The 23,905-nt window shown below is 70.4% G+C and carries 31 protein-coding genes; 21 read left to right on the top strand and 10 right to left on the bottom strand.

Annotated features, from left to right (window positions below; genetic code table 11):
• Nucleotides 1-49: 49 nt before the first annotated feature.
• Nucleotides 50-1,090: a uroporphyrinogen decarboxylase gene (gene hemE / locus MTBUT4_RS09900; protein WP_173979525.1), complete on the bottom strand. Its 1,041-nt coding sequence runs from the start codon at nucleotides 1,088-1,090 to the stop codon at nucleotides 50-52.
• A gap of 524 nt (nucleotides 1,091-1,614) precedes the next feature.
• Here hemE and MTBUT4_RS09895 point away from each other — a divergent pair.
• Genes MTBUT4_RS09895 through dnaQ form a run of 5 tightly spaced genes read left to right on the top strand, consistent with a single transcriptional unit; the run spans nucleotide 1,615 to nucleotide 5,161 of the window.
• Nucleotides 1,615-2,442 (top strand): pyruvate, water dikinase regulatory protein, encoded by an 828-nt coding sequence (locus MTBUT4_RS09895; RefSeq protein WP_173979524.1) that lies wholly within the window; start codon nucleotides 1,615-1,617, stop codon nucleotides 2,440-2,442.
• Nucleotides 2,439-3,029 carry a nucleoside triphosphate pyrophosphatase gene (locus MTBUT4_RS09890; RefSeq protein WP_173979523.1) on the top strand — a complete coding sequence of 197 codons (591 nt, stop codon included), beginning with the start codon at nucleotides 2,439-2,441 and terminating at the stop codon, nucleotides 3,027-3,029. Before MTBUT4_RS09895 ends, MTBUT4_RS09890 begins: the two co-directional genes overlap by 4 nt.
• On the top strand, nucleotides 3,026-3,865 hold the full coding sequence (locus MTBUT4_RS09885) for a shikimate dehydrogenase (RefSeq protein WP_173979522.1): 840 nt from the start codon (nucleotides 3,026-3,028) through the stop codon (nucleotides 3,863-3,865). The genes MTBUT4_RS09890 and MTBUT4_RS09885 overlap by 4 nt, the downstream gene beginning before the upstream one ends.
• A complete protein-coding gene (gene coaE / locus MTBUT4_RS09880) occupies nucleotides 3,862-4,461 on the top strand; it encodes a dephospho-CoA kinase (protein WP_173979521.1) in 600 nt (199 codons plus the stop codon). Before MTBUT4_RS09885 ends, coaE begins: the two co-directional genes overlap by 4 nt.
• 4 nt (nucleotides 4,462-4,465) lie before the next feature.
• Nucleotides 4,466-5,161 carry a DNA polymerase III subunit epsilon gene (gene dnaQ, locus MTBUT4_RS09875; protein ID WP_173979520.1) on the top strand — a complete coding sequence of 232 codons (696 nt, stop codon included), beginning with the start codon at nucleotides 4,466-4,468 and terminating at the stop codon, nucleotides 5,159-5,161.
• Nucleotides 5,162-5,338: 177 nt separating this feature from the next.
• Here dnaQ and secB read toward each other — a convergent pair whose 3' ends face one another.
• The gene (gene secB / locus MTBUT4_RS09870) at nucleotides 5,339-5,818 is read right to left on the bottom strand and encodes a protein-export chaperone SecB (RefSeq protein WP_173979519.1); all 480 of its coding nucleotides are present in this window, start codon (nucleotides 5,816-5,818) and stop codon (nucleotides 5,339-5,341) included.
• Nucleotides 5,819-5,903: 85 nt separating this feature from the next.
• Nucleotides 5,904-6,350 (bottom strand): FxsA family protein, encoded by a 447-nt coding sequence (locus MTBUT4_RS09865; RefSeq protein ID WP_173979518.1) that lies wholly within the window; start codon nucleotides 6,348-6,350, stop codon nucleotides 5,904-5,906.
• A 103-nt stretch (nucleotides 6,351-6,453) separates the two neighbouring features.
• Between MTBUT4_RS09865 and MTBUT4_RS09860 the strand changes: the two genes are divergently transcribed.
• The 8 genes from MTBUT4_RS09860 (at nucleotide 6,454) to MTBUT4_RS09825 (ending at nucleotide 12,666) form a co-directional block, all read left to right on the top strand.
• On the top strand, nucleotides 6,454-7,137 hold the full coding sequence (locus tag MTBUT4_RS09860) for a Tim44/TimA family putative adaptor protein (RefSeq protein ID WP_173979517.1): 684 nt from the start codon (nucleotides 6,454-6,456) through the stop codon (nucleotides 7,135-7,137).
• 7 nt (nucleotides 7,138-7,144) lie between these two features.
• Entirely contained in the window at nucleotides 7,145-8,314 is a 1,170-nt protein-coding gene (locus tag MTBUT4_RS09855; RefSeq protein ID WP_173979516.1) for a murein transglycosylase A, read from the top strand.
• A 68-nt stretch (nucleotides 8,315-8,382) separates the two neighbouring features.
• Nucleotides 8,383-9,144: a (Fe-S)-binding protein gene (locus tag MTBUT4_RS09850; protein ID WP_173979515.1), complete on the top strand. Its 762-nt coding sequence runs from the start codon at nucleotides 8,383-8,385 to the stop codon at nucleotides 9,142-9,144.
• Between the two features lie 5 nt (nucleotides 9,145-9,149).
• A complete protein-coding gene (locus MTBUT4_RS09845; RefSeq protein ID WP_173979514.1) occupies nucleotides 9,150-10,568 on the top strand; it encodes a LutB/LldF family L-lactate oxidation iron-sulfur protein in 1,419 nt (472 codons plus the stop codon).
• Complete coding sequence (locus tag MTBUT4_RS09840; RefSeq protein ID WP_173979513.1) at nucleotides 10,565-11,101, top strand: hypothetical protein; 537 nt, start codon at nucleotides 10,565-10,567, stop codon at nucleotides 11,099-11,101. Before MTBUT4_RS09845 ends, MTBUT4_RS09840 begins: the two co-directional genes overlap by 4 nt.
• Entirely contained in the window at nucleotides 11,098-11,760 is a 663-nt protein-coding gene (locus MTBUT4_RS09835; RefSeq protein WP_173979512.1) for an LUD domain-containing protein, read from the top strand. Before MTBUT4_RS09840 ends, MTBUT4_RS09835 begins: the two co-directional genes overlap by 4 nt.
• Entirely contained in the window at nucleotides 11,750-12,316 is a 567-nt protein-coding gene (locus MTBUT4_RS09830; RefSeq protein ID WP_173979511.1) for a Smr/MutS family protein, read from the top strand. The genes MTBUT4_RS09835 and MTBUT4_RS09830 overlap by 11 nt, the downstream gene beginning before the upstream one ends.
• The gene (locus MTBUT4_RS09825; protein WP_173979510.1) at nucleotides 12,313-12,666 is read left to right on the top strand and encodes a helix-turn-helix domain-containing protein; all 354 of its coding nucleotides are present in this window, start codon (nucleotides 12,313-12,315) and stop codon (nucleotides 12,664-12,666) included. Before MTBUT4_RS09830 ends, MTBUT4_RS09825 begins: the two co-directional genes overlap by 4 nt.
• Nucleotides 12,667-12,767: 101 nt before the next feature.
• Here the strand turns inward: MTBUT4_RS09825 and cysQ are convergent, their stop codons facing one another.
• The 5 genes from cysQ to MTBUT4_RS09800 all read right to left on the bottom strand — a co-directional run bounded on the left by cysQ (nucleotide 12,768) and on the right by MTBUT4_RS09800 (nucleotide 17,245).
• Entirely contained in the window at nucleotides 12,768-13,541 is a 774-nt protein-coding gene (cysQ, locus tag MTBUT4_RS09820) for a 3'(2'),5'-bisphosphate nucleotidase CysQ (protein WP_173979509.1), read from the bottom strand.
• 11 nt (nucleotides 13,542-13,552) lie between these two features.
• Nucleotides 13,553-14,131, bottom strand: coding sequence for a Crp/Fnr family transcriptional regulator (locus MTBUT4_RS09815; RefSeq protein ID WP_173979508.1), 579 nt, complete (start codon nucleotides 14,129-14,131; stop codon nucleotides 13,553-13,555).
• Between the two features lie 91 nt (nucleotides 14,132-14,222).
• Nucleotides 14,223-15,551: an ATP-dependent protease ATPase subunit HslU gene (hslU, locus tag MTBUT4_RS09810; protein ID WP_173979507.1), complete on the bottom strand. Its 1,329-nt coding sequence runs from the start codon at nucleotides 15,549-15,551 to the stop codon at nucleotides 14,223-14,225.
• A 3-nt stretch (nucleotides 15,552-15,554) separates the two neighbouring features.
• Complete coding sequence (hslV, locus tag MTBUT4_RS09805) at nucleotides 15,555-16,094, bottom strand: ATP-dependent protease subunit HslV (protein ID WP_173979506.1); 540 nt, start codon at nucleotides 16,092-16,094, stop codon at nucleotides 15,555-15,557.
• Entirely contained in the window at nucleotides 16,091-17,245 is a 1,155-nt protein-coding gene (locus tag MTBUT4_RS09800) for an SGNH/GDSL hydrolase family protein (RefSeq protein ID WP_173979505.1), read from the bottom strand. Before MTBUT4_RS09800 ends, hslV begins: the two co-directional genes overlap by 4 nt.
• 117 nt (nucleotides 17,246-17,362) lie before the next feature.
• On the opposite strand from MTBUT4_RS09800, the gene hisB reads away from it, so the two are divergent.
• From hisB to MTBUT4_RS09765, 7 genes are read left to right on the top strand one after another with little or no spacing between them, the layout of a single operon-like run.
• On the top strand, nucleotides 17,363-17,950 hold the full coding sequence (gene hisB / locus MTBUT4_RS09795; protein WP_173979504.1) for an imidazoleglycerol-phosphate dehydratase HisB: 588 nt from the start codon (nucleotides 17,363-17,365) through the stop codon (nucleotides 17,948-17,950).
• A gap of 4 nt (nucleotides 17,951-17,954) precedes the next feature.
• Complete coding sequence (gene hisH / locus MTBUT4_RS09790) at nucleotides 17,955-18,599, top strand: imidazole glycerol phosphate synthase subunit HisH (protein ID WP_173979503.1); 645 nt, start codon at nucleotides 17,955-17,957, stop codon at nucleotides 18,597-18,599.
• Complete coding sequence (locus MTBUT4_RS09785) at nucleotides 18,596-19,150, top strand: hypothetical protein (protein WP_173979502.1); 555 nt, start codon at nucleotides 18,596-18,598, stop codon at nucleotides 19,148-19,150. Before hisH ends, MTBUT4_RS09785 begins: the two co-directional genes overlap by 4 nt.
• On the top strand, nucleotides 19,147-19,872 hold the full coding sequence (gene hisA, locus MTBUT4_RS09780; RefSeq protein WP_173979501.1) for a 1-(5-phosphoribosyl)-5-[(5-phosphoribosylamino)methylideneamino]imidazole-4-carboxamide isomerase: 726 nt from the start codon (nucleotides 19,147-19,149) through the stop codon (nucleotides 19,870-19,872). The genes MTBUT4_RS09785 and hisA overlap by 4 nt, the downstream gene beginning before the upstream one ends.
• A 4-nt stretch (nucleotides 19,873-19,876) precedes the next feature.
• Nucleotides 19,877-20,644 (top strand): imidazole glycerol phosphate synthase subunit HisF, encoded by a 768-nt coding sequence (hisF, locus tag MTBUT4_RS09775; RefSeq protein WP_173979500.1) that lies wholly within the window; start codon nucleotides 19,877-19,879, stop codon nucleotides 20,642-20,644.
• 7 nt (nucleotides 20,645-20,651) lie between these two features.
• A complete protein-coding gene (locus tag MTBUT4_RS09770) occupies nucleotides 20,652-20,969 on the top strand; it encodes a phosphoribosyl-ATP diphosphatase (protein ID WP_173979499.1) in 318 nt (105 codons plus the stop codon).
• Between the two features lie 12 nt (nucleotides 20,970-20,981).
• Entirely contained in the window at nucleotides 20,982-21,344 is a 363-nt protein-coding gene (locus MTBUT4_RS09765) for a histidine triad nucleotide-binding protein (RefSeq protein WP_173979498.1), read from the top strand.
• Between the two features lie 178 nt (nucleotides 21,345-21,522).
• On the opposite strand, the gene MTBUT4_RS09760 is transcribed toward MTBUT4_RS09765, so the two are convergent.
• Together MTBUT4_RS09760 and MTBUT4_RS09755 are read right to left on the bottom strand one after the other, a co-directional pair.
• Nucleotides 21,523-21,894, bottom strand: a complete 372-nt coding sequence (locus MTBUT4_RS09760; RefSeq protein ID WP_254434803.1) for a thermonuclease family protein — start codon at nucleotides 21,892-21,894, stop codon at nucleotides 21,523-21,525.
• 167 nt (nucleotides 21,895-22,061) lie between these two features.
• Nucleotides 22,062-22,619 carry a response regulator transcription factor gene (locus tag MTBUT4_RS09755; RefSeq protein ID WP_173979496.1) on the bottom strand — a complete coding sequence of 186 codons (558 nt, stop codon included), beginning with the start codon at nucleotides 22,617-22,619 and terminating at the stop codon, nucleotides 22,062-22,064.
• Nucleotides 22,620-22,763: 144 nt separating this feature from the next.
• Here MTBUT4_RS09755 and ribA point away from each other — a divergent pair, with 144 nt between their 5' ends.
• On the top strand, nucleotides 22,764-23,894 hold the full coding sequence (gene ribA, locus MTBUT4_RS09750) for a GTP cyclohydrolase II (RefSeq protein WP_173979495.1): 1,131 nt from the start codon (nucleotides 22,764-22,766) through the stop codon (nucleotides 23,892-23,894).
• Nucleotides 23,895-23,905: the final 11 nt, after the last annotated feature.

The following is a 23,905-nucleotide window of genomic DNA, read 5'->3' as shown; positions in this document are numbered from 1 at the left end:
AGGCCTCAATGGCCTAGTCGCTCGCTTCGCTCGCTCCGAATCCATATGGCTACCCTCGCCAGGTCTTCACCCGTTCGGCCAGACGCGCCACGTTTTCCGGCGGTGTCGGCGGCACGATGCCGTGGCCCAGGTTGAACACGAACGGCCCCTTGCCGAGCGCCTTGAGGATGCGGTCGATGCCGGCATCCAGCGCCTCGCCGCCGGCCACCAGCAGGATGGGATCGAGATTGCCCTGCACCGTGCAGCGGGTCTGCAGCTTGTCCGCCGCCCAATCCAGCGGCACCGCGGTGTCGAGGCCGACCGCGTCGATCCCGGTCTCGGCCACATAGGCCTCGTAGAGGATGCCGGCGCCGCGCGGGAAGCCGATCACCGGCACCCCCGGGCGCTCGGCGTGGATGCGTTCAGCCAGGGCGCGGGCCGGGCCGATCACCCAGCGGCGGAATTCGGTCTCCGGCAGGGCCCCGGCCCAGGTGTCGAAGATCTGGATGGCCTCGGCGCCGTTGTCGATCTGACGGATCAGGTATTGCCCGGTGGCCTCGACCAGCAGCTCCATCAGCCGGGCGAAGGTCTCCGGCTCGCTCCACATCAGGCGCTTGGCGTGGGAGAAGTCCTTGGAGCCGCCGCCCTCGATCATGTAGGTGGCCACCGTCCACGGCGCCCCCGAGAAGCCGATCAGCGCGGTGGAGGCGGGGATGGCCTTGGACAGGCCGGCGACGGTGGCATAGACCGGCGCCAGGTGTTGGTGCAGGCCCGAGATGTCGAGACCCTCCAGATCCCTTGCCGAGCGAATGGGCGGCAGGACCGGACCTTCGCCCTCCTTGAAGGCGACCCGTTGCCCCAGCGCGTCGGGGATCACCAGGATGTCCGAGAACAGGATGGCGGCGTCGAAGCCGTAGCGCCTGAGCGGCTGCAGGGTGACCTCGACCGCCAGCTCGGGATTGTAGCACAGGTCGAGGAAGCTGCCGGCCTGGGTGCGGGTGGCGCGGTATTCCGGCAGGTAGCGCCCGGCCTGGCGCATCAGCCAGAACGGCGGCGGGGTCAGGGTCTCGCCGGCCAGGGCGCGCAGGAAGGGCTTTCGGGATGCGGTCACGGGACGGGGGATTCCGGTGGCTGTTCGGCCCTAGAGCCGGATGTTTTCAGGTTGGTTCGCGAGGCGATCCAACCTGAAAGCTGAATCCGCCTCTAGATCATAAAATTAGAGTGCGATTCAGACAACCGCTCGGCGCACACGGTGCGGCGAGCGGGTGTCATCGCGCTCTAGGTCATACAAGGTTTAGGTCGAAGAGAAAAGGTGGCTGAGTGTTGTTGGGCCTGTGGAAGACGGGGATGCGACTCGCTCCCCCTTCTGTCCACAGATTTCCCCCGATTCGCCCCGCGCGGTGCCGGCGCCGGTGGAAAAGACGGCCGGCGCTTTGGGCACGGCCGGACCCGAAAGTGGTGGATAGCGGGGAAAGCGGATGCCGGCCGCGCCGATTCACGCTATTCTCGGCACCGGCCGGCGTGCCGCCCACAGGCGGGCGCCAAGGCGGACGGAACCGGGAGGACGGGGACCGAATCCGCGCCCCGCCGCCCGACCCCCCGGTTATCCCCGCAATTGGCAGTGATCCACAGCCCATGACCACCTTCCACCTGCACCTGGTTTCCGACGCCACCGGTGAGACCGTCACCGCGGTGGCCCGCGCCTGCATGGTCCAGTTCGAGGAAATCCAGGCGGTCCAGCACAATTGGTGGCTGGTGCGCAGCCAGGGCCAGGTGGAGCGGGTGGTGGCCGGCATCGAGGAGAATCCCGGCATCGTCCTGTTCACCCTGGTCGATCCCGGGGTGCGGGTGCTGCTCGAGGAAGCCTGCCGGCGGCTGAAGATTCCCTGCATCCCGGTGCTCGATCCGGTGCTGGCGGTGCTGGCCGGCCATCTCGGGGCGACCATGCAGGCGCTGCCCGGCCGCCAGTACCAGCTGGACGCCGAGTATTTCGCCCGCATCGACGCCATGCAGTTCACCCTCGCCCATGACGACGGCCAGCTGCTCGACGACCTCGACGAGGCCGACATCGTGGTGGTGGGGGTGTCGCGCACCTCGAAGACGCCGACCTGCATGTACCTGGCCAATCGCGGCTTCAAATGCGCCAACTACCCGCTGGTCCCCGGCGTGCCGCTGCCGCCCGAGCTGGAGGCGGCGCGCCGGCCGCTGGTGGTCGGCCTGACCAAGGACCCCAAGAGCCTGTCCGACATCCGCCGCGCCCGGCTGCGCTTCCTCAACCACGACGAGGACGCCGATTACGCCCAGTTCGAGAAGGTGCGCGAGGAGGTGGCGTCGGCGCGCAAGCTGTTCTCGCGCCATGGCTGGGCGGTGGTCGACGTCACCCGGCGCTCCATCGAGGAGGCCTCGGCCACCATCATCCAGCTGCACGCCCAGCATCACGCCAAGCGGGAGGGCGGCGGATGATGGTGCTCGCCTCGGCCTCGGCGGCGCGGCGGCAGATGCTGGAACGCGCCGGGGTGGCGTTCACGGTCGATACCGCCGCCATCGACGAGGCGGCGATGAAGGAGTCGCTGAAGGCCGAGGGCGCCGATTGCGCCCGCGTCGCCGGGGCGCTGGCCGAGCTGAAGGCGCAGCGGGTGTCGGCCCGCCATCCCGGCGCCCTGGTGGTCGGCGCCGACCAGATGCTGGATTGCCACGGCCAGTGGTTCGACAAGCCGGCCGATCGCGCCGCCGCCCGCGCCCAGCTGGTGAGCTTGCGCGGCCGCTCCCACACCCTGGTCAGCGCCGTGGTGGCGGTGCGCGACGGCATGGCGGTGTGGCACGCCGTGGATCGCGCCGCCATGACCATGCGGGCCTTCACCGATTCGTTCCTCGATTCCTATCTCGACCAGGCCGGGCCCGAGGTGCTGGGCTGCGTCGGGGTCTATCAGGTGGAAGGGCTGGGGGCGCAGCTGTTCAGCCGTATCGAGGGCGACCATTCCACCATCATGGGCATGCCGCTGCTGCCGCTGCTGGGGTACTTGCGCGATTGCGGGGAGCTGCCGGCATGATCGTCACCGGCAAGGCCCGGCTGGCCGGGGTGATGGGCTGGCCGGTGGGCCATTCGCGCTCGCCCCGGCTGCACGGCTTCTGGCTGGAGCGCCTGGGGCTGGACGGCGCCTATGTGCCGCTGGCGGTGGCGCCAGACGATTTCGCCCTGGCGGTCAAGGCGCTGCCGAAGCTGGGCTTCGCCGGCGCCAACGTCACCGTGCCGCACAAGGAAGCGGCGCTGGCCCTGGCCGACGAGGTCGAGCCGCTGGCGGCGCGCATCGGCGCCGTCAACACCCTGGTCTTCCGCCCCGACGGCAGCGTGCTGGGGCGCAACACCGATGCCTTCGGCTTCCTCGAGAACCTGCGGCGCGGCGCTCCCGCCGGCTGGCGCCCGGCGCTGGGGCCGGCGGTGGTGCTGGGGGCGGGCGGCGCCGCCCGCGCGGTGGCCGCCGCCCTGGTCGATGCCGGCGTTCCACAGGTGCGGGTGGTCAACCGCTCCCTCGACCGCGCCGCCCGGCTGGCCGCCGAGATCGGCGGGCCGGTGGCGCCCATGGCCTGGGACCGCGTCGCCCATGCCCTGGAGGGCGCTGCGCTGCTGGTCAACACCACCACCCTGGGGATGACCGGCCAGCCGCCGCTGGAGATCGACCTGGCGCCGCTGCCCACGGACGCGGTGGTCAACGACATCGTCTATGCGCCGCTGCAGACCGGGCTTCTGAAGGAAGCGGCGGCGCGCGGCAACCCGGTGGTGGACGGCATCGGCATGCTGCTGTGGCAGGCGGTGCCCGGCTTCGAGGCGTGGTTCGGGGTACGGCCGGAGGTGACGCCCGAACTTCGGGACTTCGTCCTGGCATGAGGGTGCTCGGCCTCACCGGCTCCATCGGCATGGGCAAGTCGTGGGCGGCGGCCGAATTGCGGCGCATGCGCATTCCCGTCCACGATTCCGACGCGGTGGTGCATGCCCTGCTCGGTCCCGGCGGCGCCGCGGTGGCGCCGGTCGCGGCGGCGTTTCCCGGCAGCGTGCGGGACGGCGCGGTGGATCGCGCCGCGCTGGGCCGGCTGGTGTTCGGCGACGCGGCGGCGCTGCGGCGGCTGGAAGCCATCGTCCATCCCCTGGTACGGGCGGCCGAGGCCGCCTTTCGCCGCCGCCAGCGCCGCCGCCGCGCCCGGCTGGTGGCTCTCGACGTGCCGCTGCTGTTCGAGACCGGGGGCGAGCGCCGCTGCCACCGGGTGGCGGTGGTGAGCTGCCCCGCCTTCCTGCAGGCCGAGCGGGTGCTGAAGCGCCCGGGCATGACCATGGAACGATTGCGGGCCATCCGCGCCAAGCAGATGCCTGATGCCGAGAAGCGCCGCCGCGCCGACTTCGTCGTCGCCACCGGCCTGGGACGGGCTTTCGCCTTGCGGGCGCTGAAGCGGGCCGTCAGACTGACCCGAGATTCAGCCGGGAGGTAAGGATTTGCGCGAGATCGTCCTCGATACCGAGACCACCGGCTTCGATCCGCTGTCCGGCCACCGGATCGTGGAAATCGGCTGCGTCGAGCTGATCAACCACCTGCCCACCGGCAAGGTCTATCACCAATACCTCAATCCCGAGCGGGACGTGCCGGAGGAAGCCTTCCGCGTCCACGGCCTGTCCCAGCAATTCCTCTCCGACAAGCCGGTCTTCGCCGAGGTGGTGGCCGAATTCCTGGAGTTCCTGGGCGAGTCGCGCCTGGTCATCCACAACGCCGAATTCGACATGAAGTTCATCAACGCCGAACTGGCGCGGCTGGGCTTTCCCGCTTTGCCCATGAGCCGGGCCACCGACACCGTGGCCATGGCGCGCAAGCGCTTCCCCGGCGCCCAGGCCAACCTGGACGCCCTGTGCCGCCGCTTCGAGATCGACAACACCCACCGCACCCATCACGGCGCACTGCTGGATTCCGAGCTGCTGGCCGAGGTCTACCTGCAGCTGATCGGCGGCCGCCAGCCGGGTTTCGAGCTGGGCCTCAACGCCCGCTCCAACACCGGCACCACCACCACCCTCGACCGCGCGGCGCGCCCCCCCCGGCCGCACGCGCCGACCCCCGAGGAGGCCGAGGCCCACGCGGCCTTCGTCGCCAAGCTGAAGACGCCGATCTGGCTGCGGGAACCGGAGGGGGCTGCCGGGTAGCGATTCACCGTCGTTCCCGCCCTTGGTGGATTCCCTATCCGTAGCCTCGTCCTGAGGAGAGCGCGCAGCGCTCGTCTCGAAGGATGGGGCAGCCCGTCTGTGACGGACCTCGCCCTTCGAGATGCCGCCTGCGGCGGCTCCTCAGGGTGAGGCCCGAATGAGGCGTTACGCGCGGTTCTACGCCGTGCCCTGGGCCTCGCCCTGGGCGGCTTCCATGCGCGAGCGGAACAGCTGCACGAAGTCGATGGGCTGGATCATCAGCGGCGGGAAGCCGCCGTCGCGGGTGGCGTCGGCGATGATGGTGCGGGCGAAGGGGAACAGCAGGCGCGGGCACTCGATCAGCAGCATGGGCTGCACATGCTCGGGCGCCACGTTGAGGGTGAAGATGCCGCCGTAGGCCAGCTCCACCAGGAACACCGGGCGGTTGTCCTCGAACTGGGCATCGACCTTGAGATGCAGCACCACCTCGAAGGTGTTGCCCTGCAGGCTGCGGGCGTTGATGTCGACGTGGATCGGGATGGACGGGTTCTGGCCCTGCATCTCGGAATAGATCTCGGGCGCGCCGGGCACCTCGAAGGACAGGTCCTTGACGTACTGGCCGTTGATGACCAGCGGCGGCTGGTTGGGATCGGGCTGGGCGGGAGCTGCGTCGGTCATGGCAAATCCTCGGGAAAAGGCGACAGGGGGCTTGGCCGATGGCTAGCACGGATCGATGTGCGGCACAACCGCTCCGGCGGTGGTCTCAGGGCTTGGGACCTTTGTCGTCGACCACCCGGTACTCGCCCTCGATCACAGGCGGGTCCGGCGCCCGCTGGGGCGTGCCGCCGGCCTGGACGGTGACCAGGCGCGACCCCAGCCATTGCCGCAGCAGCAGGCGCACCGGCGGCAGCAGCAGGGCCAGGGCGACCACGTCCGAGAGGAAGCCGGGCAGCAGCAGCAGGCCGCCGGCCAGCGCCAGGCAGACCGCGTCGAACACCTCGGCCATGGGCAGCTCGCCGCGATCCAGCTGGGAGCGGGTGCGCCACAGCAGCCCCAGGCCCTGCAGCCGCACCAGGGCGATGCCGGCGATGCCGGCTCCGACCGCCAGCAGCACGGTGGGCAGCACGCCGATCAGCTGCGCCGACTTGACGAACAGGGCGATTTCGATCACCGGCACGGCGATCACCGCCAACAACACCATCCATGCCATGCTTGCTCTTTGCCCCCTGGCGGCTTATGTGTGTGAGACGGGCTCGCGCCCCGGTCCATAGAGCGCGCCTTCCCGAAACGCCGCGTCTCCGAAACGTAGGTCCATGAACGACGGTTTTCACGCCCTCGACATCGTCTTCTTCGCCGCAGTCGCGGTTTTCCTGGTGCTGCGCCTGCGCAGCGTGCTGGGCCGGCGCACCGGTCACGAGCGCGAGGCGCCCCGCGACTGGGGCGCGCCGCAGCCGGCCAAGGATGCCGCCACGGACAACGTGATCGATCTGACCCGGGCGCGCAAGCCCGCGCCCACGCCGCTGCCGGACGGCCCGGTGGGGGCCGGCCTGGCGGCGGTGGTCGCCGCCGATCCCGATTTCACCGTCGAGGGCTTCCTGTCGGGGGGGCGCATGGCGTTCGAGATCATCCTCGGCGCCTATGCCAGGGGCGACCTCAAGGCCCTGCGGCCGCTGCTCGCCGACGAGGTATACCGTCCGTTTGCCGACGCCGTGATGGCGCGCGACCGGGCCGGCGAGACCCTGGACAGCGAACTGGTGGGCATCCGCTCGGCCGAGATCGTCGAGGCCCGCATGGTCGGCAGCGCGGCGCTGGTCACCGTCCGCTTCGTCACCGAACAGACCAACGTGGTGAAGGATTCCGAGGGCCGCATCGTCGATGGCGACCCGGCCCACATCGCCGAGGTCACCGACGAATGGACCTTCCGCCGCGACACCCAGTCGCGCGATCCCAACTGGCAGCTGGCGGCGACCCGCGCGCCCGAGGATGACGGGGCTTAAGCGCCCGATGCGACGGCTCGCCCCGCTCGTCCTGCTCGCGGCCCTGACCGCCTGCGCCCCGCGTGTCTACGGACCGCCTCCCGCCCCGCCGCCGCCCTCCGCACCGCCCACCGGCATCGAGCGGCTGACTTTGCTGCCGGGCTCGTTCGACCAGCTTCCGGGCTGGGGCGAGGACGGCGCCGGCGCCGTGCTGCCGGCGCTGCTGCGCTCGTGCGAGCGCATGGCGAAGCTGCCCTGGGACCGCAGCATCGGCGCCGACGGCATGGGCGGCACCGTGGCCGACTGGCACACCCCCTGCGCCACCGCCCGGCGCATCTCGGCCGGCGAGCACGACATCGCGCGGGCCTTCTTCGAGGCGTGGTTCGTGCCCTACCTGGCCACCAATGACGGCCGCGCCGAGGGGACCTTCACCGGCTATTTCGAGCCCGAGCTGGAGGGCTCGCTGGCCCGTTCGCCCAGGTACCGGGTGCCGCTGCTGGCCAAGCCGAAGGATCTGGTGACCCGCGGCGACCAGGTCGGGCGCATGGTCGGCGGCGAATTCCGCCCCTATCCCAGCCGCGCCGAGATCGAGGCCGGCACCCTGGGCAGCCTGGCCCAGGCGGTGGCGTGGGTGGCCGATCCGGTCGATGCCCACATCATGCACATCCAGGGTTCGGGCCGGGTGCGCCTGCCCGACGGGCGGGTGCTGCGGCTCGGGGTGGCGGGGACCAACGGCCACCGATTCGTCGGCATCGGCAAGCTGATGCGCGAGCGCGGTCTTCTCGACGACATCTCCATGCCGGCCATCCGCGCCTGGCTGAAGGACAATCCCACCCGGGCGCAGGCGCTGATGGCCGAGAATCCGCGCTACGTGTTCTACAAGGTGGTCACCGGCGACGGCCCCCTCGGCTCGGAGGGGGTGGCGCTGACCCCGGAACGCTCGCTGGCGGTGGACAACCGCTACATCCCGCTGGGGGTGCCGCTGTTCCTCGACACCGTCGATCCCGCCGGGCGGCCGCTGCGCCGCCTGGTCATGGCCCAGGACACTGGCGGCGCCATCAAGGGGCCGGTGCGCGGCGATTTCTTCTGGGGCGCCGGCGAGGCCGCCTTCGAGAAGGCCGGCCGCATGAAGAGCCCCGGCCGCTACTGGCTGCTGCTGCCGCGCCAGCGCTCGCCCAGGGTGGCGCTGGCCGAGTAGCCTTCCAATCTTGCACTGGGCCGGTTCCGGCCTCATTGTGTTCCAAATCCCAGGGAGAGGCTGCGACCATGAGCGCTGCGCCACGGGTGGGCCTGTTCGTCACCTGCCTGGCCGACCTGTTCCGCCCCGAGACCGGCTTCGCCGCCGTCAAGCTGCTCGAGGAGGCCGGCTGCACCGTCGAGGTGCCGCCGGACCAGACCTGCTGCGGCCAGCCCGCCTACAATTCCGGCGACCGCGCCAGCGCCCGGACCCTGGCCCTGGCGGTGCTAAGGGCCTTCTCCGGCTACGATTACGTGGTGGTGCCGTCGGGCAGCTGCGCCGCCATGATCCGCCACCACTACCCGGCCCTGTTCGCCGACGATCCCGATCTGCTGCCGCGAATCGGCGCGCTGGCCGAACGGACCTGGGAACTGGTCTCGTTCCTCACCGACGTGATGGGGGTGGACCGGGTCGCCGCCCAATACCCCGACCGGGTCACCTATCACGATTCCTGCTCGGGCCTGCGCGAGATGGGGGTGCGCGAGCAGCCGCGCCGCCTGCTCGCCGGCATCGCCGGGCTGGAGCTGGCGGAACTGGCCAATCCCGAGGAATGCTGCGGCTTCGGCGGCACCTTCTGCGTCAAGTACGCCGAGATCTCGGAGCGCATGGTCGATGACAAGGTCGCCGCCATCGCCGCCACCGGCGCCGGCACCGTGCTGGCCGGAGATCTCGGCTGCCTGTTGAACATCGCCGGCCGGCTCAAGCGCAAGGGCTCGCCGGTGCGGGTCCGCCACGTCGCCGAGGTGCTGGCCGGCATGGCCGACGGCCCGGCCATCGGCGAGGGGGATTGACGCCCATGCACCCGACCTCGCGCCGCTTCGCCGCCAATGCCCGCGCCGCCATGGCCGATCCGGTGCTGCAGGACGCGCTGGCCCGCCTGAAGGCCGGGTTCCGGGTCAAGCGCGCCGCGGCGGTGGCCCGCCTGCCCGAATTCGAGGCGCTGAAGGCCGAGGCGCGGGCGCTGAAGGACCACACCCTGGCCCATCTCGACCATTACCTGGAAGCCTTCGAGGCCAAGGTGGTCGAGACCGGCGGAACCGTGCATTGGTGCCGCGACGGCGCCGAGGCCAAGGCGGCGGTGCTGGCCATCTGCCGCGCCGCCGGGGCGCGCACCGCCACCAAGGGCAAGTCCATGGTGGCCGAGGAGATCGGCCTCAACGATTTCCTGGAGAAGAACGGGGTGATTCCGGTCGAGACCGATCTGGGCGAGTACATCATCCAGCTGCGGCGCGAGCCGCCCAGCCATATCGTCGCCCCGGCCATCCACCTCAACCGCGGCCAGGTCGCCGACGCCTTCCGCACCGCCCATGGCGGCCGCCCGCCGGACCGCGACCTCGAGGAGCCGCGGGTGCTGCTGGACGAGGCGCGCGAGGAGATGCGGGCCCGCTTCCTCGCCGCCGATGTGGGCATCACCGGCGCCAACCTGCTGATCGCCGAGACCGGCTCGACGGTGATCGTCACCAACGAGGGCAACGGCGACCTCACCCAGACCCTGCCCCGGGTGCACATCGTGCTGGCCACCATCGACAAGGTGGTGCCGACCCTGGACGACGCCGCCACCATCCTGCGCCTGCTGGCCCGCTCCGCCACCGGGCAGGAGCTGTCGGTCTACACCACCTTCTCCACCGGCCCGCGGCGGCCGGACGACCTCGACGGACCCGAGCAGTTCCACGTGGTGCTGCTGGACAACGGCCGCTCCGCCATGCTGGGCGGCCAGTTCCGCGACATGCTGCGCTGCATCCGCTGCGGCGCCTGCATCAACCATTGCCCGGTCTACGGCGCGGTCGGCGGCCATGCCTACGGCTGGGTCTATCCCGGCCCCATGGGCTCGGTGCTGAGTCCGGCGCTGGTGGGGCTGGAGCAGACCGCCAAGCTGCCCGACGCCTCCACCCTGTGCGGCCGCTGCGAAGAGGTCTGCCCCATGTCCATCCCGCTGCCGGCGCTGCTGCGCCACTGGCGGGAGCACGCCTTCGAGCGCCACCTCAAGCCGGCGCGGGAACGCCTGGGACTGGCGCTGTGGAGCTTTGCCGCCAGCCGCCCGTGGCTGTATCGTGCCGTCACCCGCCTGGCCTCGTGGGGATTGCGCCGGCTGGCGCGGGGAACCGGGCGGCTGGCCCGGGTGCCGCTGGCCGGCGGCTGGACCGCCGCCCGCGATCTGCCGGCGCCCAGCGGGCCGGGTTTCCTCGATCAGTGGCGGCAGGGAAAGCGGCGATGAGCGACACCCAAAGCTACCGCGACTGGCGGGAGAAGAAGGCGCAGGAGGAGATCGACCTGCACGAGCGCCTGCGCGCGGCGGTGCTGACCCGCCAGGTGGAGATCTACACCGACCAGCGCATGCTGGATTTCCAGGGTTCGCCGGTGCACAGCGCGTGGGACCACGTCATGCCGCTGATGATCGCCATGGTGCTGGCCCTGGTGGTGCTGCTGGCCACCGGCGTGGCGGTGGGCATCGTCGCCATGACCGTCGGCGCGCTGGCCCACATGCTGGGGATCAAGCATTTCATCGCCTGGCGCATCCGCGCCCGCGCCAACGAATACGTGGTGCAGAGCGCCGCCCACCTGAACCAGCTGTGGACCATCGGCGGCCTCGCCCTCTACATCCCCGGCGGCACCGAGCCGCCCTGCATCGCCCCGCGCGGCGACTGGCGCCGCTACGTCCGGCGCAACCTGTACGACGGCTCTCATCCCGCCCCCCCCGAGGAGGAGGACGACGGCGAGGCGCGGGACGGCGAGGTCTTGCCGCCATGAGTGACGCCCGCGCCACCATCCTGGACTCGGTCCGCCGCGCGCTGCGGCGCGGCCCGCCGCCGGAAACGCTGCGCGCCGAGCTGGACCGCCGCATGGCCGAGCCCCGGCCCAACGTGATACCGGCTCGCGGCAAGGGCGAACCGGCCGAGCTGATCGAGCGCTTCGCCGCCATGGCAACCGAGATGAGCGCCATAATCGAGCGCATTCCCACCGCCGCCGCCGCTCCGGCCGCGGTGGCGCGGCTGCTGGCGGAATCGGGCTTGCCGCCGCAGGTGGCCGCCGCCCCGGCGCTGTCGGGCCTCGACTGGACCGGTGCCGGCCTGTCCGCGCGCTTCGGCGCCGCCGGGCGGGGCGATGCGGTGTCGGTGGTTCCGGCCTTCCGGGCGGTGGCCGAAACCGGCACCTGCATCGTCCGCAGCGGGCCGGACGCCCCGACCACGCTCAACTTCCTGCCCGATCTGCATGTGGTGCTGGTGCGGACGGCCGACGTGGTGGGCGCCTACGAAGACGCCTGGAAGGCGCTGCGCAAGGCGGGGGCATGGCCGCGCACGGTCACCTGGATCACCGGCCCGTCGCGCACCGCCGACATCGAGCAGACCCTGCTGCTGGGAGCGCACGGTCCCCGCCGCCTGCATGTGCTGCTGGCCGATGGTCCATGATCCCGGCCACCGGCCCCGCCGCCGCACCGTCACCCCGGACGAGGCCCGTGTCTGGCGGGCGGTGATCGCCGACGTGGCCCCCTTGCCCGGCCGCGCCGCCGACCTGCCGCCCGAGCCGCCCCCGCCCGCCGCCGAACCGGCGGACCCGGCGCCGCCTCCGGCCGCGCCGCCTTCCCTCCGCCCGCCGCCGGTGCGCGGCGTGCTGCCCGAACTCGGCCATGGCGCCGCGCCGGGGCTCGACCGCCAGTCGGCGCGGCGGATGAAGCGGGGCGAGCTGGCCATCGACGGCCGCCTCGACCTGCACGGCCTGACCCAGGACCTGGCCCATGGGGCGCTGACCGCCTTCATCACCCGCGCCTACGAGTCCGGCCGCCGCTGCGTGCTGGTCATCACCGGCAAGGGCATGCGCGAGGGGTCCGGCATCCTGCGCGCCAATGTGCCGCGCTGGCTCAACCAGCCTCCCTTGCGCGAACGCATCATCGGCTTCTCCCACGCCCAGGGCAGGGACGGCGGCGAGGGTGCGCTTTATGTGCTGATCCGGCGGAAGCGCCAATGACCCCGTTCGGGGCAAAGGTGCGGGCCCTGCGCGAGGCCCGTGGCATCCAGCTGAAGGCCATGGCCGCCGATCTGCACCTGTCCGCGGCCTATCTGTCGGCGCTGGAGCACGGCCATCGCGGCCGCCCGGCGCCCGGCCTGGTGATGCAGATCGCCGGCTATTTCGGCCTGATCTGGGACGCGGCGGAGGAGCTGAAGCGCCTGGCCGAGCTGTCCCACCCCCGCATCGTCATCGACACCGCCGGCCTGTCGCCGTCCCGCACCGAACTGGCCAACCGGCTGGCCGAACGCATCGCCACCCTGCCCGAGGAGAAAGTGGCGGAGCTACTGCGGGCGCTGGGAGAAGATTGACGACCCCACCCCCGTCGTTCCCGCGCAGGCGGGAACCCAGGAGTCGCGGAGAAGGTGTCGGTGCACCCCCTGGATCCCCGCCTGCGCGGGGATGACGGTGATTACCCGATGCCTCGAACCGCCCGCGCCAGAAATCCGGGATTGAGGAACGTCGGGGCCTTGCCGTAGGCGAAGGGGCTGCCGTCCAGATTGACCACCTCGCCGCCGGCGGCGTGCAGCACGGCGTGGGCGGCGGCGGTGTCCCACTCGCAGGTGGGGCCGAAGCGGGGATAGAAATCGGCGCTGCCCTCGGCGACGCGGCAGAATTTCAGCGACGAGCCGGAATTCTCCACCACCGGATCGCTCAGCCCGGCCAGGAACGCCGCCATGTCGCCGGCGCTGCCGTGGGAGCGGCTGCCCAGCACCACCGCGCCGGAGTCCGGCGGCCGCCGGCAGGCCGCGGGCCGTCGCCCGGCGGCATCGACCCGGGTGGTTCCGGCGCCGTCGGCGCCCGACCACAGCACCGCCAGGGCCGGGGCGAAGACCACGCCGGCCCGCGGCAGGCCGCCATCGACCAGCCCGATATTGACGGTGAACTCGCCGTTGCGCTTGAGGAATTCCTTGGTGCCGTCCAGCGGATCGACCAGCCAGAAGCGGCCGCCGATGGCCGGAACGTGGCCGGCGGCGACGCTTTCCTCGGCGATCACCGGGATGTCGGGGGTCAGGCGCGCCAGCTCGGGCAGGATCAGCGCCTCGGCGCGCTGGTCGGCTTCGGTGACCGGCGAGCCGTCGCCCTTGGTATCGGCGGCGAAGTCGCCGGCATAGACCTCGAGGATGGCGGCGCCGGCCAGGCGGGCGATGCGCTCGAGCGCGGGAAGAAGGGCGGCATAATCCATGGGCTGCGACCCTACAGCGCCCCTGGGCCGAGGCGCAAGCGGCGGCGGCCCTCGCGGATCACCAATCCGTCGGCGACCAGCCTGCGCAGGGTGCGGTAGAAGGCCTCGTGGGTCATGCCCAGCTCGCGCGCCACGCCGATCAGCGGCGGCAGCTCGATGGCCGCCTCGGCGGCGCCCGACTGGCGCAGGAAGGCGAGGATGCGGTCGCCGGCCGAGCGGATGCGGGCCAGCTCCAGCCGGGCGCGGGTGCCGTTGAGGCGGCGCGCCACGAAGGCGGCGAACGCCAGGGCGAGGTCGGGATGGGCCTTGAGGTGCAGCAGCACCGGCCCGGCGCCGTAGCACTCCACCGCCGCCGCGCCCTCGGCCACCGCATCCACCTTGTGCGCCGGATCGAACAGCGCACTTTCGCCGAAGAAGTTCCCCGCCTCGGCCACATGCACCCGGGCGCCGGCGCGTGCCAGCACGATCCGGCCGGCCGCCACCCGGTACAGCCCGGCCGGCGCCTCGCCGGCGCGGAACAGCGTCTCGCCGGCGGCGAGGTCGCGGCGGACCGGGCGGATGCCGGCCAGGAACGGAAGTTCGGCTGCCATGGGTTCTCCTATGATTGGAATCATAGCAGGCCCCATGGGCTCCGTCATGCCCGGGCTTGACCCGGGCATGACGGTTGATGGCAGAGGCAGTCTACAGGATGAACTTGGCCAGGTCGGCCTTGCGCGCCAGTTCGCCGACCCGTTCATTGACCATCGCGGCGGTGATGGTGATGGCGGTGCCGGGGGGCTGGTCGGGGGCGGTGAAGCTGATCTCCTCCAGCAGGCGTTCCATCACCGTCTGCAGGCGCCGGGCGCCGATGTTCTCCACCGCCCGGTTGATCTCGGCGGCCAGATCGGCGATGGCGGCGATGGCCTCGTCGGGAAAGTCCAGCTCGACCTGTTCGGTGGCCAGCAGCGCCTTGTACTGCTTGATCAGGCTGGCCTCGGGCTCGGTCAGGATGCGCACGAAATCGTCGCGGGTCAGCGCCTTCAGCTCGACCCGGATGGGCAGGCGCCCCTGCAGCTCGGGCAGCAGGTCGCTGGGCTTGGCCAGGTGGAAGGCGCCCGAGGCGATGAACAGGATGTGGTCGGTCTTCACCTGGCCGTGCTTGGTGGCCACGGTGGTGCCCTCGATCAGCGGCAGCAGGTCGCGCTGCACGCCTTCGCGGCTGACATCGCCGCCGACGTGATGCTCGGACGAGCGGGCGCAGATTTTGTCGATTTCATCCAGGAAGACGATGCCGTGGTTCTCCACCGCCCAGATGGCGTCCCGGGTCACCGAATCCTGGTCCAGCAGCTTGTCGGATTCCTCGGACAGCAGCAGCGACTGGGCGTCCCGCACCGACAGGCGCCGCGGCTTGGTGCGCCCGGAGCCGAACGCCTTGCCCAGCATGTCCGAGAGATTGAGCATGCCCATCTGCGCCCCCGGCATGCCGGGGATGTCGAAGGTGGGCATGCCGGCGGCGGGCGATTCGGCGACGTGGATTTCCACCTCCTTGTCGTCGAGGGTGCCTTCGCGCAGCATCTTGCGGAATTTCTGGCGGGTCTCCTGGCTGGCGGTCTCGCCCACCAGGGCATCGAGCAGGCGCTCCTCGGCGGCGATCTCGGCCTTGGCCGCCACCTGCTTCTTCAGCCGCTCGCGGGTCATGCCGATGCTGATCTCGACCAGGTCGCGCACGATCTGCTCGACGTCGCGCCCCACATAGCCGACCTCGGTGAACTTGGTCGCCTCCACCTTCAGGAACGGCGCCTGGGCCAGCCTGGCCAGCCGGCGGGCGATCTCGGTCTTGCCCACCCCGGTGGGGCCGATCATCAGGATGTTCTTGGGCAGCACCTCCTCGCGCAGGGAATCGGGCAGCTGCTGGCGCCGCCAGCGGTTCCTGAGGGCGACGGCGACGGCGCGCTTGGCGTCGTCCTGGCCGACGATGTAGCGGTCCAGCTCGGAGACGATCTCGCGCGGGGAGAAGGCGGTGGCACTCATGGCTTACAGGCTCTCCACCACGATGTTGGTGTTGGTGTAGACGCAGATGTCGGCGGCTATCGCCATCGCCTTGCGGGCAATGGCCTCGGCGTCGAGGTCGGTGTCGATCAGGGCGCGGGCGGCGGCGAGGGCGTAATTGCCGCCCGAACCGATGGCGATCAGGCCGTCCTCGGGCTCGAGCACGTCACCCTGGCCGGTCAGCACCAGCGACACGTCGGCATCGGCCACCGCCATCATCGCCTCCAGCCGGCGCAGGTAGCGGTCGGTGCGCCAGTCCTTGGCCAGCTCGACGCAGGCCCGCATCAGCTGGCCGGGATGCTTCTCCAGCTTGCCCTCCAGGCGCTCCAGCAGGGTGAAGGCGTCGGCGGTGGCCCCGGCGAAGCCGACCAGGATGGAGCCGTTGCCGACGCGGCGGACCTTGCGGGCATTGGCCTTGATCACCGTCTGGCCAAGGCTGACCTGACCGTCGCCGGCCACCACCACGCGGCCCCCTTTGCGGACCGAGAGGATGGTGGTGCCGTGCCAGGAGGGAAGGTCGCTCATTGCATCGCATCCTGCTTGAAGCCGCGGCGCAGGATTTCCGCGGCGATGGTCTTGCCGATCAGGTCGTTGAAGGCCGGGCTGTAATGGACCATGTCGACATAGGCGTTCTGCTCGGGCTCCAGCTCGGCCAGCCAGAGCAGGTTGCGGGTGGTGATGGTGCCGTCGTCGCGCATCTTCGCCATCAGGGGATAGCCGCGGCGGGCATTGCCGTGCCCGATCATCTCGTCGGTGGCCGTGATCGGCCGCTTCGTGTTGTCATAATGATAGGTAGGCACCGGCTGCTGTACCAGGATCGCCTCGAAGCCCAGTTGGTCGGCCATGCCGTCGATGATGCGCCGATTGGTGTCGAGGCGGTGGATGATCCTGGCGACGTCCTCGTCGGAATCGCATTTCTTGGTCCAGGACCGGTTGATGACGGTGTCGTCGCCGCCGAGCGTGCGGGCCAGCTGCACCACGTTGGAGCGGTTGGCCAGCTCGAGGAACAGGGGCTGGCGCTTGCGCGCCGAGGTCAGCTGCACCAGCCGCTCGTTCCACGAGCTTTCGTCGGGGATCGAGCAGAAGTGGAAGTCGTTGAGGCCATCGACGAACACCGCGACATCGGGCTTCATCCCGGCGGTGAGCAGGCGTTCGAAGGCGATGCGCTCCTGGGTCGAGAAATAGGCGACGGCGCCGAAGTTGAACACCTGCACGTCGGTGTGACCGGCGCCGTGCAGGGCGCGCTCGATGCCGGCGGGGATGGTTTCGTGATCGGGCACGCCCGAGCCCATGGTGGTCGAGCCGCCGAACACGAACACCTTGCGGCCCGGCCGGCCGAGATCCTGCGGCGACAGCCGGTTGGGGCGATAGCCGTCCTCGGTGATGTTGAAGTGGGTCCCCTGGTAGGGGGTCATGCGGTACTCGACGAAGGGGCTGTAGACGGTGTCGCCCATGCGCCAGCCTTCGCTGCTGATGGCGAGGTAGCGGTCGGGATCGTCGGTGTTGTAGAGCGCCGCGTACAGCGCCTTGGTCAGGCCGGGCATGGTGTTGGGGCGGGTGTCGCGGATGTGGCGGATCGCCGCCTTGGCGCCCCATTCGGCCAGGGCGACCAGGATCACCACGTTGAGCAGCAGGATGGCCACGAAGACGAAGCCCTTCTTGACGGCCTGGACCATGATCACCTCGGATGCGTTGCGGCTTCTGGGTAAACCGTTGGCGCGCCGCTGTCCACCCGGTCCTTTCCCCGCCGGGCGGTTCCTGCTAAACCGTCATGATCAGCAAGGAGAAGCGCCATGCGCCAGGCCGCCGTCGCGCGCAAGACCAACGAGACCAGCATCAAGGTCGCCGTCGATCTCGACGGGACCGGGTCCTATTCCGTCGATACCGGGATCGGCTTCCTCGACCACATGCTGGAGCAGCTGTCGCGCCACGCGCTGATGGACCTGGAGGTCAACGCCGAGGGCGACCTGCACATCGACGCCCACCACACCACCGAGGATTCCGGCATCGCCATCGGCACGGCGGTTGCCCAGGCCCTGGGCGAGCGCAAGGGCATCCGCCGCTACGGCTCGGCCCTGGTGCCCATGGACGAGACCCTGACCCGGGTCGCCATCGACCTGTCCAACCGCCCCTACCTGGTGTGGCGGGTGGAGTTCGTGCGCGACAAGGTCGGCGACATGGATACCGAGCTGTTCAAGGAATGGTTCCAGGCCTTCGCCCAGGCCGCCGGCGCCACCCTGCACGTCGAGACCCTGTACGGCGAGAACAACCACCACATCGTCGAGAGCTGCTTCAAGGCGCTGGCGCGGGCCCTGCGCGAGGCCATGGAGATCGACCCCCGGAAGGCCGACGCGGTGCCTTCCACCAAGGGCGTGCTGTAGGGCCATGCGCATCGCCATCGTCGATTACGGCTCCGGCAATTTGCGCTCCGCCGCCAAGGCGTTCGAGCGGGTGGTGGCCGAGGACGGGCTGGCCGCCGAGGTGACGGTGACCGCCGATGCCGAAGCGGTGGCGCGGGCCGACCGCATCGTGCTGCCCGGCGTCGGCGCCTTCGCCGATTGCAAGGCCGGGCTGACCGCCCTGCCCGGCATGGTGGCGGCGCTGGAACAGGCGGTGCTGGCCAAGGGCCGGCCGTTCCTCGGCATCTGCGTCGGCATGCAATTGCTGGCGACCACGGGGCGCGAGCATGGCGAGCATGCCGGCCTGGGCTGGATCAAGGGCGAGGTGGTGCCGGTCAGCCCGGCCGATCCGGCGCTGAAGGTGCCGCATATGGGCTGGAACGAGCTGGCCTTCGCCGCCGATGCCCACCCCGTCCTGGCCGGATTGCCGCCGGCCGCCCACGCCTATTTCGTCCATTCCTACCGCTTCGCCTGCGCCGACGGCGCCGACCAGCTGGCGACGGTGGAATATGGTGGCGCCATCGCCGCCATGGTGGGGCGGGGCAACATCGTCGGCACCCAGTTCCATCCCGAGAAAAGCCAGGCCACCGGCCTCAAGGTCATCTCCAACTTCCTCAGGTGGGCGCCATGACCGGGGCGGTGATCACCGAGGAATACCGGCGCGTGCAGCGCGAGCTGCATGAGAGCAACCCCGATTACGGTGTCGCCTCGGTGGGTTTCGCACCGCTGCTGGCCGATCTTCTGGCGAAGATCGGGGCACGAACGCTGCTGGATTACGGTGCCGGGAAGGGCCGGCTCGGCCAGGAACTGGCGCGGCTGCTGCCCGGTCGAATCGCCGTCGATCACTACGATCCCGCGCGCCCGCAATGGGCCAAGGTCCCGGTGCCCAACGATTTCGTCGCCTGCATCGACGTGCTGGAACATATCGAGCCTGACCTGCTCGACAATGTGCTGGACGACCTCGCCAGGGTGACCCGCCGGCATGGCTTCTTCACGGTGCACACCGGAGCGGCGATGAAAGTGCTGCCCGACGGCCGCAACGCCCACCTGATCCAGCAGCCTGCCCGCTGGTGGCTGTCGAAGCTGCTCGACCGCTTCGACCTGCTGGTCTTCAATCGCACCGAATCCGGCTTCTGGGTCCTGGTCGCGCCCCTGGACCCCAGCAACAAGGGTACGCCATGATCCTGTTTCCCGCCATCGACCTCAAGGACGGCGCCTGCGTCCGCCTCAAGCTCGGATTGATGGACCAGGCGACGGTGTTCAACACCGATCCCGGCGCCCAGGCCGCGTCCTTCGCCGCCGCCGGGGCGGAATGGATCCACGTGGTCGACCTCAACGGCGCCTTCGCCGGCCGGCCGGTCAACGGCGCCGCGGTGGAGCGCATCCTGGCATCGGTAAGCGTGCCGGTGCAGCTGGGCGGCGGTATCCGCGACATGGACACCATCGAGATGTGGCTGGGCAAGGGCGTCTCGCGCGTCATCCTCGGCACCGTGGCCCTGCGCAATCCCGAGCTGGTCAAGGACGCCTGCCGGCGGTTTCCCGGCCGCGTCGCGGTGGGCATCGACGCCAAGGGCGGCAAGGTGGCGGTGGAGGGTTGGGCCGAGACCTCGAACCTCACCGTGCTCGAGCTGGCCCTGAAGTTCGAGGATGCCGGGGTGGCCGCCATCATCTACACCGACATCGACCGCGACGGCGTGCTCACCGGGCCCAACCTGGCGGCCACGGCGGCGCTGGCCCGGGCGATCTCGACGCCGGTGATCGCCTCGGGCGGGGTGTCGTCGCTGTACGACCTCAAGGCCCTGAAGGCCGAGGCGGACTCGGGCATCGCCGGAGTGATCTCGGGCCGCGCCATCTACGACGGCCGCATCGACGTGGCCGAGGCGATCCGGCTGCTCAAGGACTGACGCGATGCTCAAGATGCGCATCATCCCCTGCCTGGACGTCAAGGACGGCCGCGTCGTCAAGGGGGTCAACTTCGTCGATCTGGTGGATGCCGGCGACCCCGTCGCGCAGGCCAAGATCTACGATCAGGCCGGTGCCGACGAGCTGACCTTCCTCGACATCACCGCCTCCTCCGACAACCGCGACACCATCTACGACGTGGTCGGCCGCACCGCCGAGGCCTGCTTCATGCCGCTGACCGTGGGCGGCGGCGTCCGCGTGGTCGAGGACATCCGCAAGCTGCTGCTGGCCGGGGCCGACAAGGTCTCCATCAACACCGCCGCCGTGCACCGCCCCGAATTCGTGCGGGAGGCGGCCGAGAAGTTCGGCAGCCAGTGCATCGTGGTGGCCATCGACGCCAAGCAGACGGCGCCCGGCAAGTTCGAGATCTTCACCCATGGCGGCCGCAACCCCACCGGCATCGACGCGGTGGAATGGGCGCGGCGCATGATGGAATACGGCGCCGGCGAGATCCTGCTGACCTCCATGGACCGCGACGGCACCAAGCAGGGCTTCAACATCCCGCTCACCCGCGCGGTGGCCGATGCGGTGACCATTCCGGTGATCGCCTCGGGCGGGGTCGGCACCCTCGATCATCTGGTCGAGGGCATCCGCGACGGCCACGCCACCGCGGTGCTGGCCGCCTCCATCTTCCATTTCGGCACCTACACCATCGCCCAGGCCAAGGCCCACATGGCGGCGGCGGGAATCCCGGTGCGCCCGGTCCAGGGGTGAAGACGCCATGAGCCACGCCATCGAACGCCTGTTCGCGGTGATCGAAAGCCGCAAGGGCGCCGATCCCGACACCAGCTATACCGCCAAGCTGTTCACCAAGGGCCGCAAGAAAATCGCCCAGAAGGTGGGCGAGGAGGGGCTGGAGACGGCCCTGGCCGCGGTGGGCGAAGGCCCCGAGGCGGTGGCGGCCGAAAGCGCCGACCTGCTCTACCACCTGCTGGTGCTGTGGGCCGAGACCGGGGTGTCGCCGGACGACGTGTGGGCCGAACTGGACCGCCGCGCCGGGGTGTCGGGCATCGCGGAAAAGAACAGCAGAGTGAAATAGGGGGCGACCGTCATGGCCTACGATCCCAACAACATCTTCGCCAAGATCCTGCGCGGAGAGATTCCGTGCAAGAAGGTGCACGAGGACGACCACACCCTGGCCTTCCACGACATCAACCCGCAGGCGCCGGTGCATGTGCTGGTGATCCCCAAGGGGGCCTATGTCTCCATGGAGGATTTCACCGCCAGGGCCTCGGACGGCGAGATCGCCGCCCTGTTCCGCGCCGTCGCCCAGGTCGCCGAGATGGTGGGGGTGACCGCCGAGGGCTGGCGCATGCTGGCCAATGTGGGCGCCAATGGCGGCCAGGAAGTGCCCCACCTGCACATCCACGTCTTCGGTGGCCGCCGCCTGGGGCCGATGCTGGTCAAAGGCTAGAGCGGCGCGTCTGAAATCTGCAATAAACTCCGTCGTCATGGCCGGGCTTGACCCGGCCATCCACCTGGGTCCGCCTGAAATCCTTTTAAAACAGTGTGTTAGGCTCCGCCACATGGATGCCCGGGTCAAGCCCGGGCATGACGAGAATGGGGCAGGTTCAGATTGATCGCTCGGTGCTTTAACCAGGGCACCAGCCGGTCTTGGTGGCGCCGCCATAGGCCCGGGCCAGCCCGGCCGAGATCAGTCCGGCGCCGATATCCTCGCCGCCGCCGGTGACGACACGGGCCACCACCCGCTTGCCGTATTTGTCGTGGGTCACGTCGTTGAGGGTGATCACGTCGTCCACCACCAGCCGCGCGGTGACGAAATCCTTGGCCTGGCGCGCCAGGTCGCGTTCCCGCTCGCAGCGTCCGCGGGTCTCGGGGGTGTCGATGCCGAGGATGCGGACATTGGTCTCCACGTCCTGGCCCAGCCAGATGCGCGCCCGCACCGCCACGGTGTCACCATCCACCACCTTGACCACGCGAGCCAGGACGGGTCCGGGCAGCACCTCGTCAGCGGCATGGGCAGGCCCATAGCACGCCAATAACAATATGAATGTTAACTTCGGCAGTATTAAGTTGTGTCGCATCACAAAATATCACGCAGGAACTTCAGGCGGATCGCGTTTCTAGCGTGACTTTATCAGGGCCATGCAAACGTTTCAAGAACAAAGCATCAGGAGCCAAGTCGGTAGCCGCCCGCCTCGGTGACCAGCAGGCAGACATTGGACGGATCCGCCTCGATTTTGCGCCGCAGGCGGTAGATATGGGTCTCCAGGGTATGGGTATCGACATGGGCGGAGTAGCCCCACACCTCGGCCAGCAGCGTCTCGCGCGCGACCACGCCGCCGGCCCGGTGCAGGTGCTCGAGGATGGCCGCTTCCTTGTCGGTCAGGCGCACCCTGCGCCCGGTGGGGTCGGCGAGCAGGCGGGCCGCCAAGTCGACCCGCCAGGGGCCAAGGGCGAATCCATCGGGCCGCGCGGCCAGGCAGCGCCCGATCTCGCCCAGCAGGGTGCGCGGCCGCACCGGCTTGGCCAGCGCCAGCACCGGCACCTCTCCGGAATCCACGGGGCCGCCGACCAACAGGTCGAAGCCGCCCAAGTCGAAACCAGTGGAATCCGCCGGGCCGGCGACGGCGGCCACGTCATAGCCGGCGCCCTCCAGCAGCTCGGCCAGGGTCTGGCGCAGGACCGGGTCGTCGTCGATCAGGAGAAGGCGGTGGCGGGGCGCCATGGTGTCCCATTGGGAACGAGTCGTCGCGGCGCCAGATATAATACAGAATGCCGATGGCGGGAATGGCGGGACGCCCCCTTTTGCCGCGCGGCGAAAACCGCTATGGTGCCCCCCCTTGACCCCAGGCATGGCCGTTTTTTCCCCATGACGAGGCCGCTCGACCTCACCCCCGGCCCGGCCCAGCCGGCCCCGCCCCCCTTGATCGCCGTCGACCGCGCCGTCGCCGAGTTGCGCCGCGGCGGCATCGTCGCCGTGCGCGGCGACGACCAGCGCATCGCCTATGCCCTGGCGGCCGAGGCGGCGACCGCCGATTCCCTGGCCACCCTCACCACCCTGGCCGGCGCCCGCCCGGGCCTGGCGGTGACCGGACGCCGCGCCGCCGTGCTGGGGCTGGCCGAGGCGCCCGACGGTGTGGTCCGCGTCGATATGGCCGAGGGGCTCACCGCCGAGGTGGTGGCCTGGCTGGCCGACCCGGTGGCACGCGAGGTGCCCGAGCCCGATCTCGCCGCCCTGTCGGTGCGGGCCGCCGATGCAGGCTCGGGCATCGCCGCCTCGGTGGCGCTGGCCAAGGTCGCCCGCCTGCTGCCGGCGACCCTGGTGGCGGTGCCGCCCTCGGGGGCGCTGCTGCTCTCCGGCCTGCTGGTGGTGGATGCCGCCGACATCGCCGCCCACCAGCAGATCGCCGCCCGCAGCCTGTGCATGGTGTCCGAGGCGCGGGTGCCGCTGAAGGATGCCGAGAACGCCCGCATCGTCGCCTTCCGCCCCGCCGACGGCGGCATCGAGCATCTGGCCATCGTCATCGGCGAGCCCGATGGCGACCGCCCGGTGCTGGCCCGGCTGCATTCCGAATGCTTCACCGGCGACCTTTTGGGGTCCCTGCGCTGCGATTGCGGCGACCAGTTGCGCGGCGCCATCGCCGAGATCGCCCAGGCCGGCAGCGGCGTGCTGCTCTATCTCAGCCAGGAGGGCCGCGGCATCGGCCTGGTCAACAAGCTGCGCGCCTACCGCCTGCAGGACGAGGGCTTCGACACCCTGGACGCCAATCTGCAGCTGGGCTTCGACGACGACGAGCGCATCTACCAGCCGGCTGCCCAGATGCTGCGCCTGCTGGGCATCGGCAGCGTCCGGCTGTTGACCAACAATCCGCGCAAGGTCGATTCCCTGGCCGCCCACGGCATCCAGGTGGCGGAGCGGGTGCCGCACGTGTTCCCGTCCAACGACCACAACCAAGGCTATTTGCGCACCAAGGCCACCCGCAGCGGCCATCTTTTCTAGGCGGGCGGCAG

This window comes from Magnetospirillum sp. UT-4, assembly GCF_902729435.1.
In the GTDB taxonomy this organism is placed as follows: Bacteria; Pseudomonadota; Alphaproteobacteria; order Rhodospirillales; family Magnetospirillaceae; genus Magnetospirillum.
Note: the sequence above shows the minus strand (reverse complement) of the source record. Positions and strands in the feature narration are given on the sequence as shown.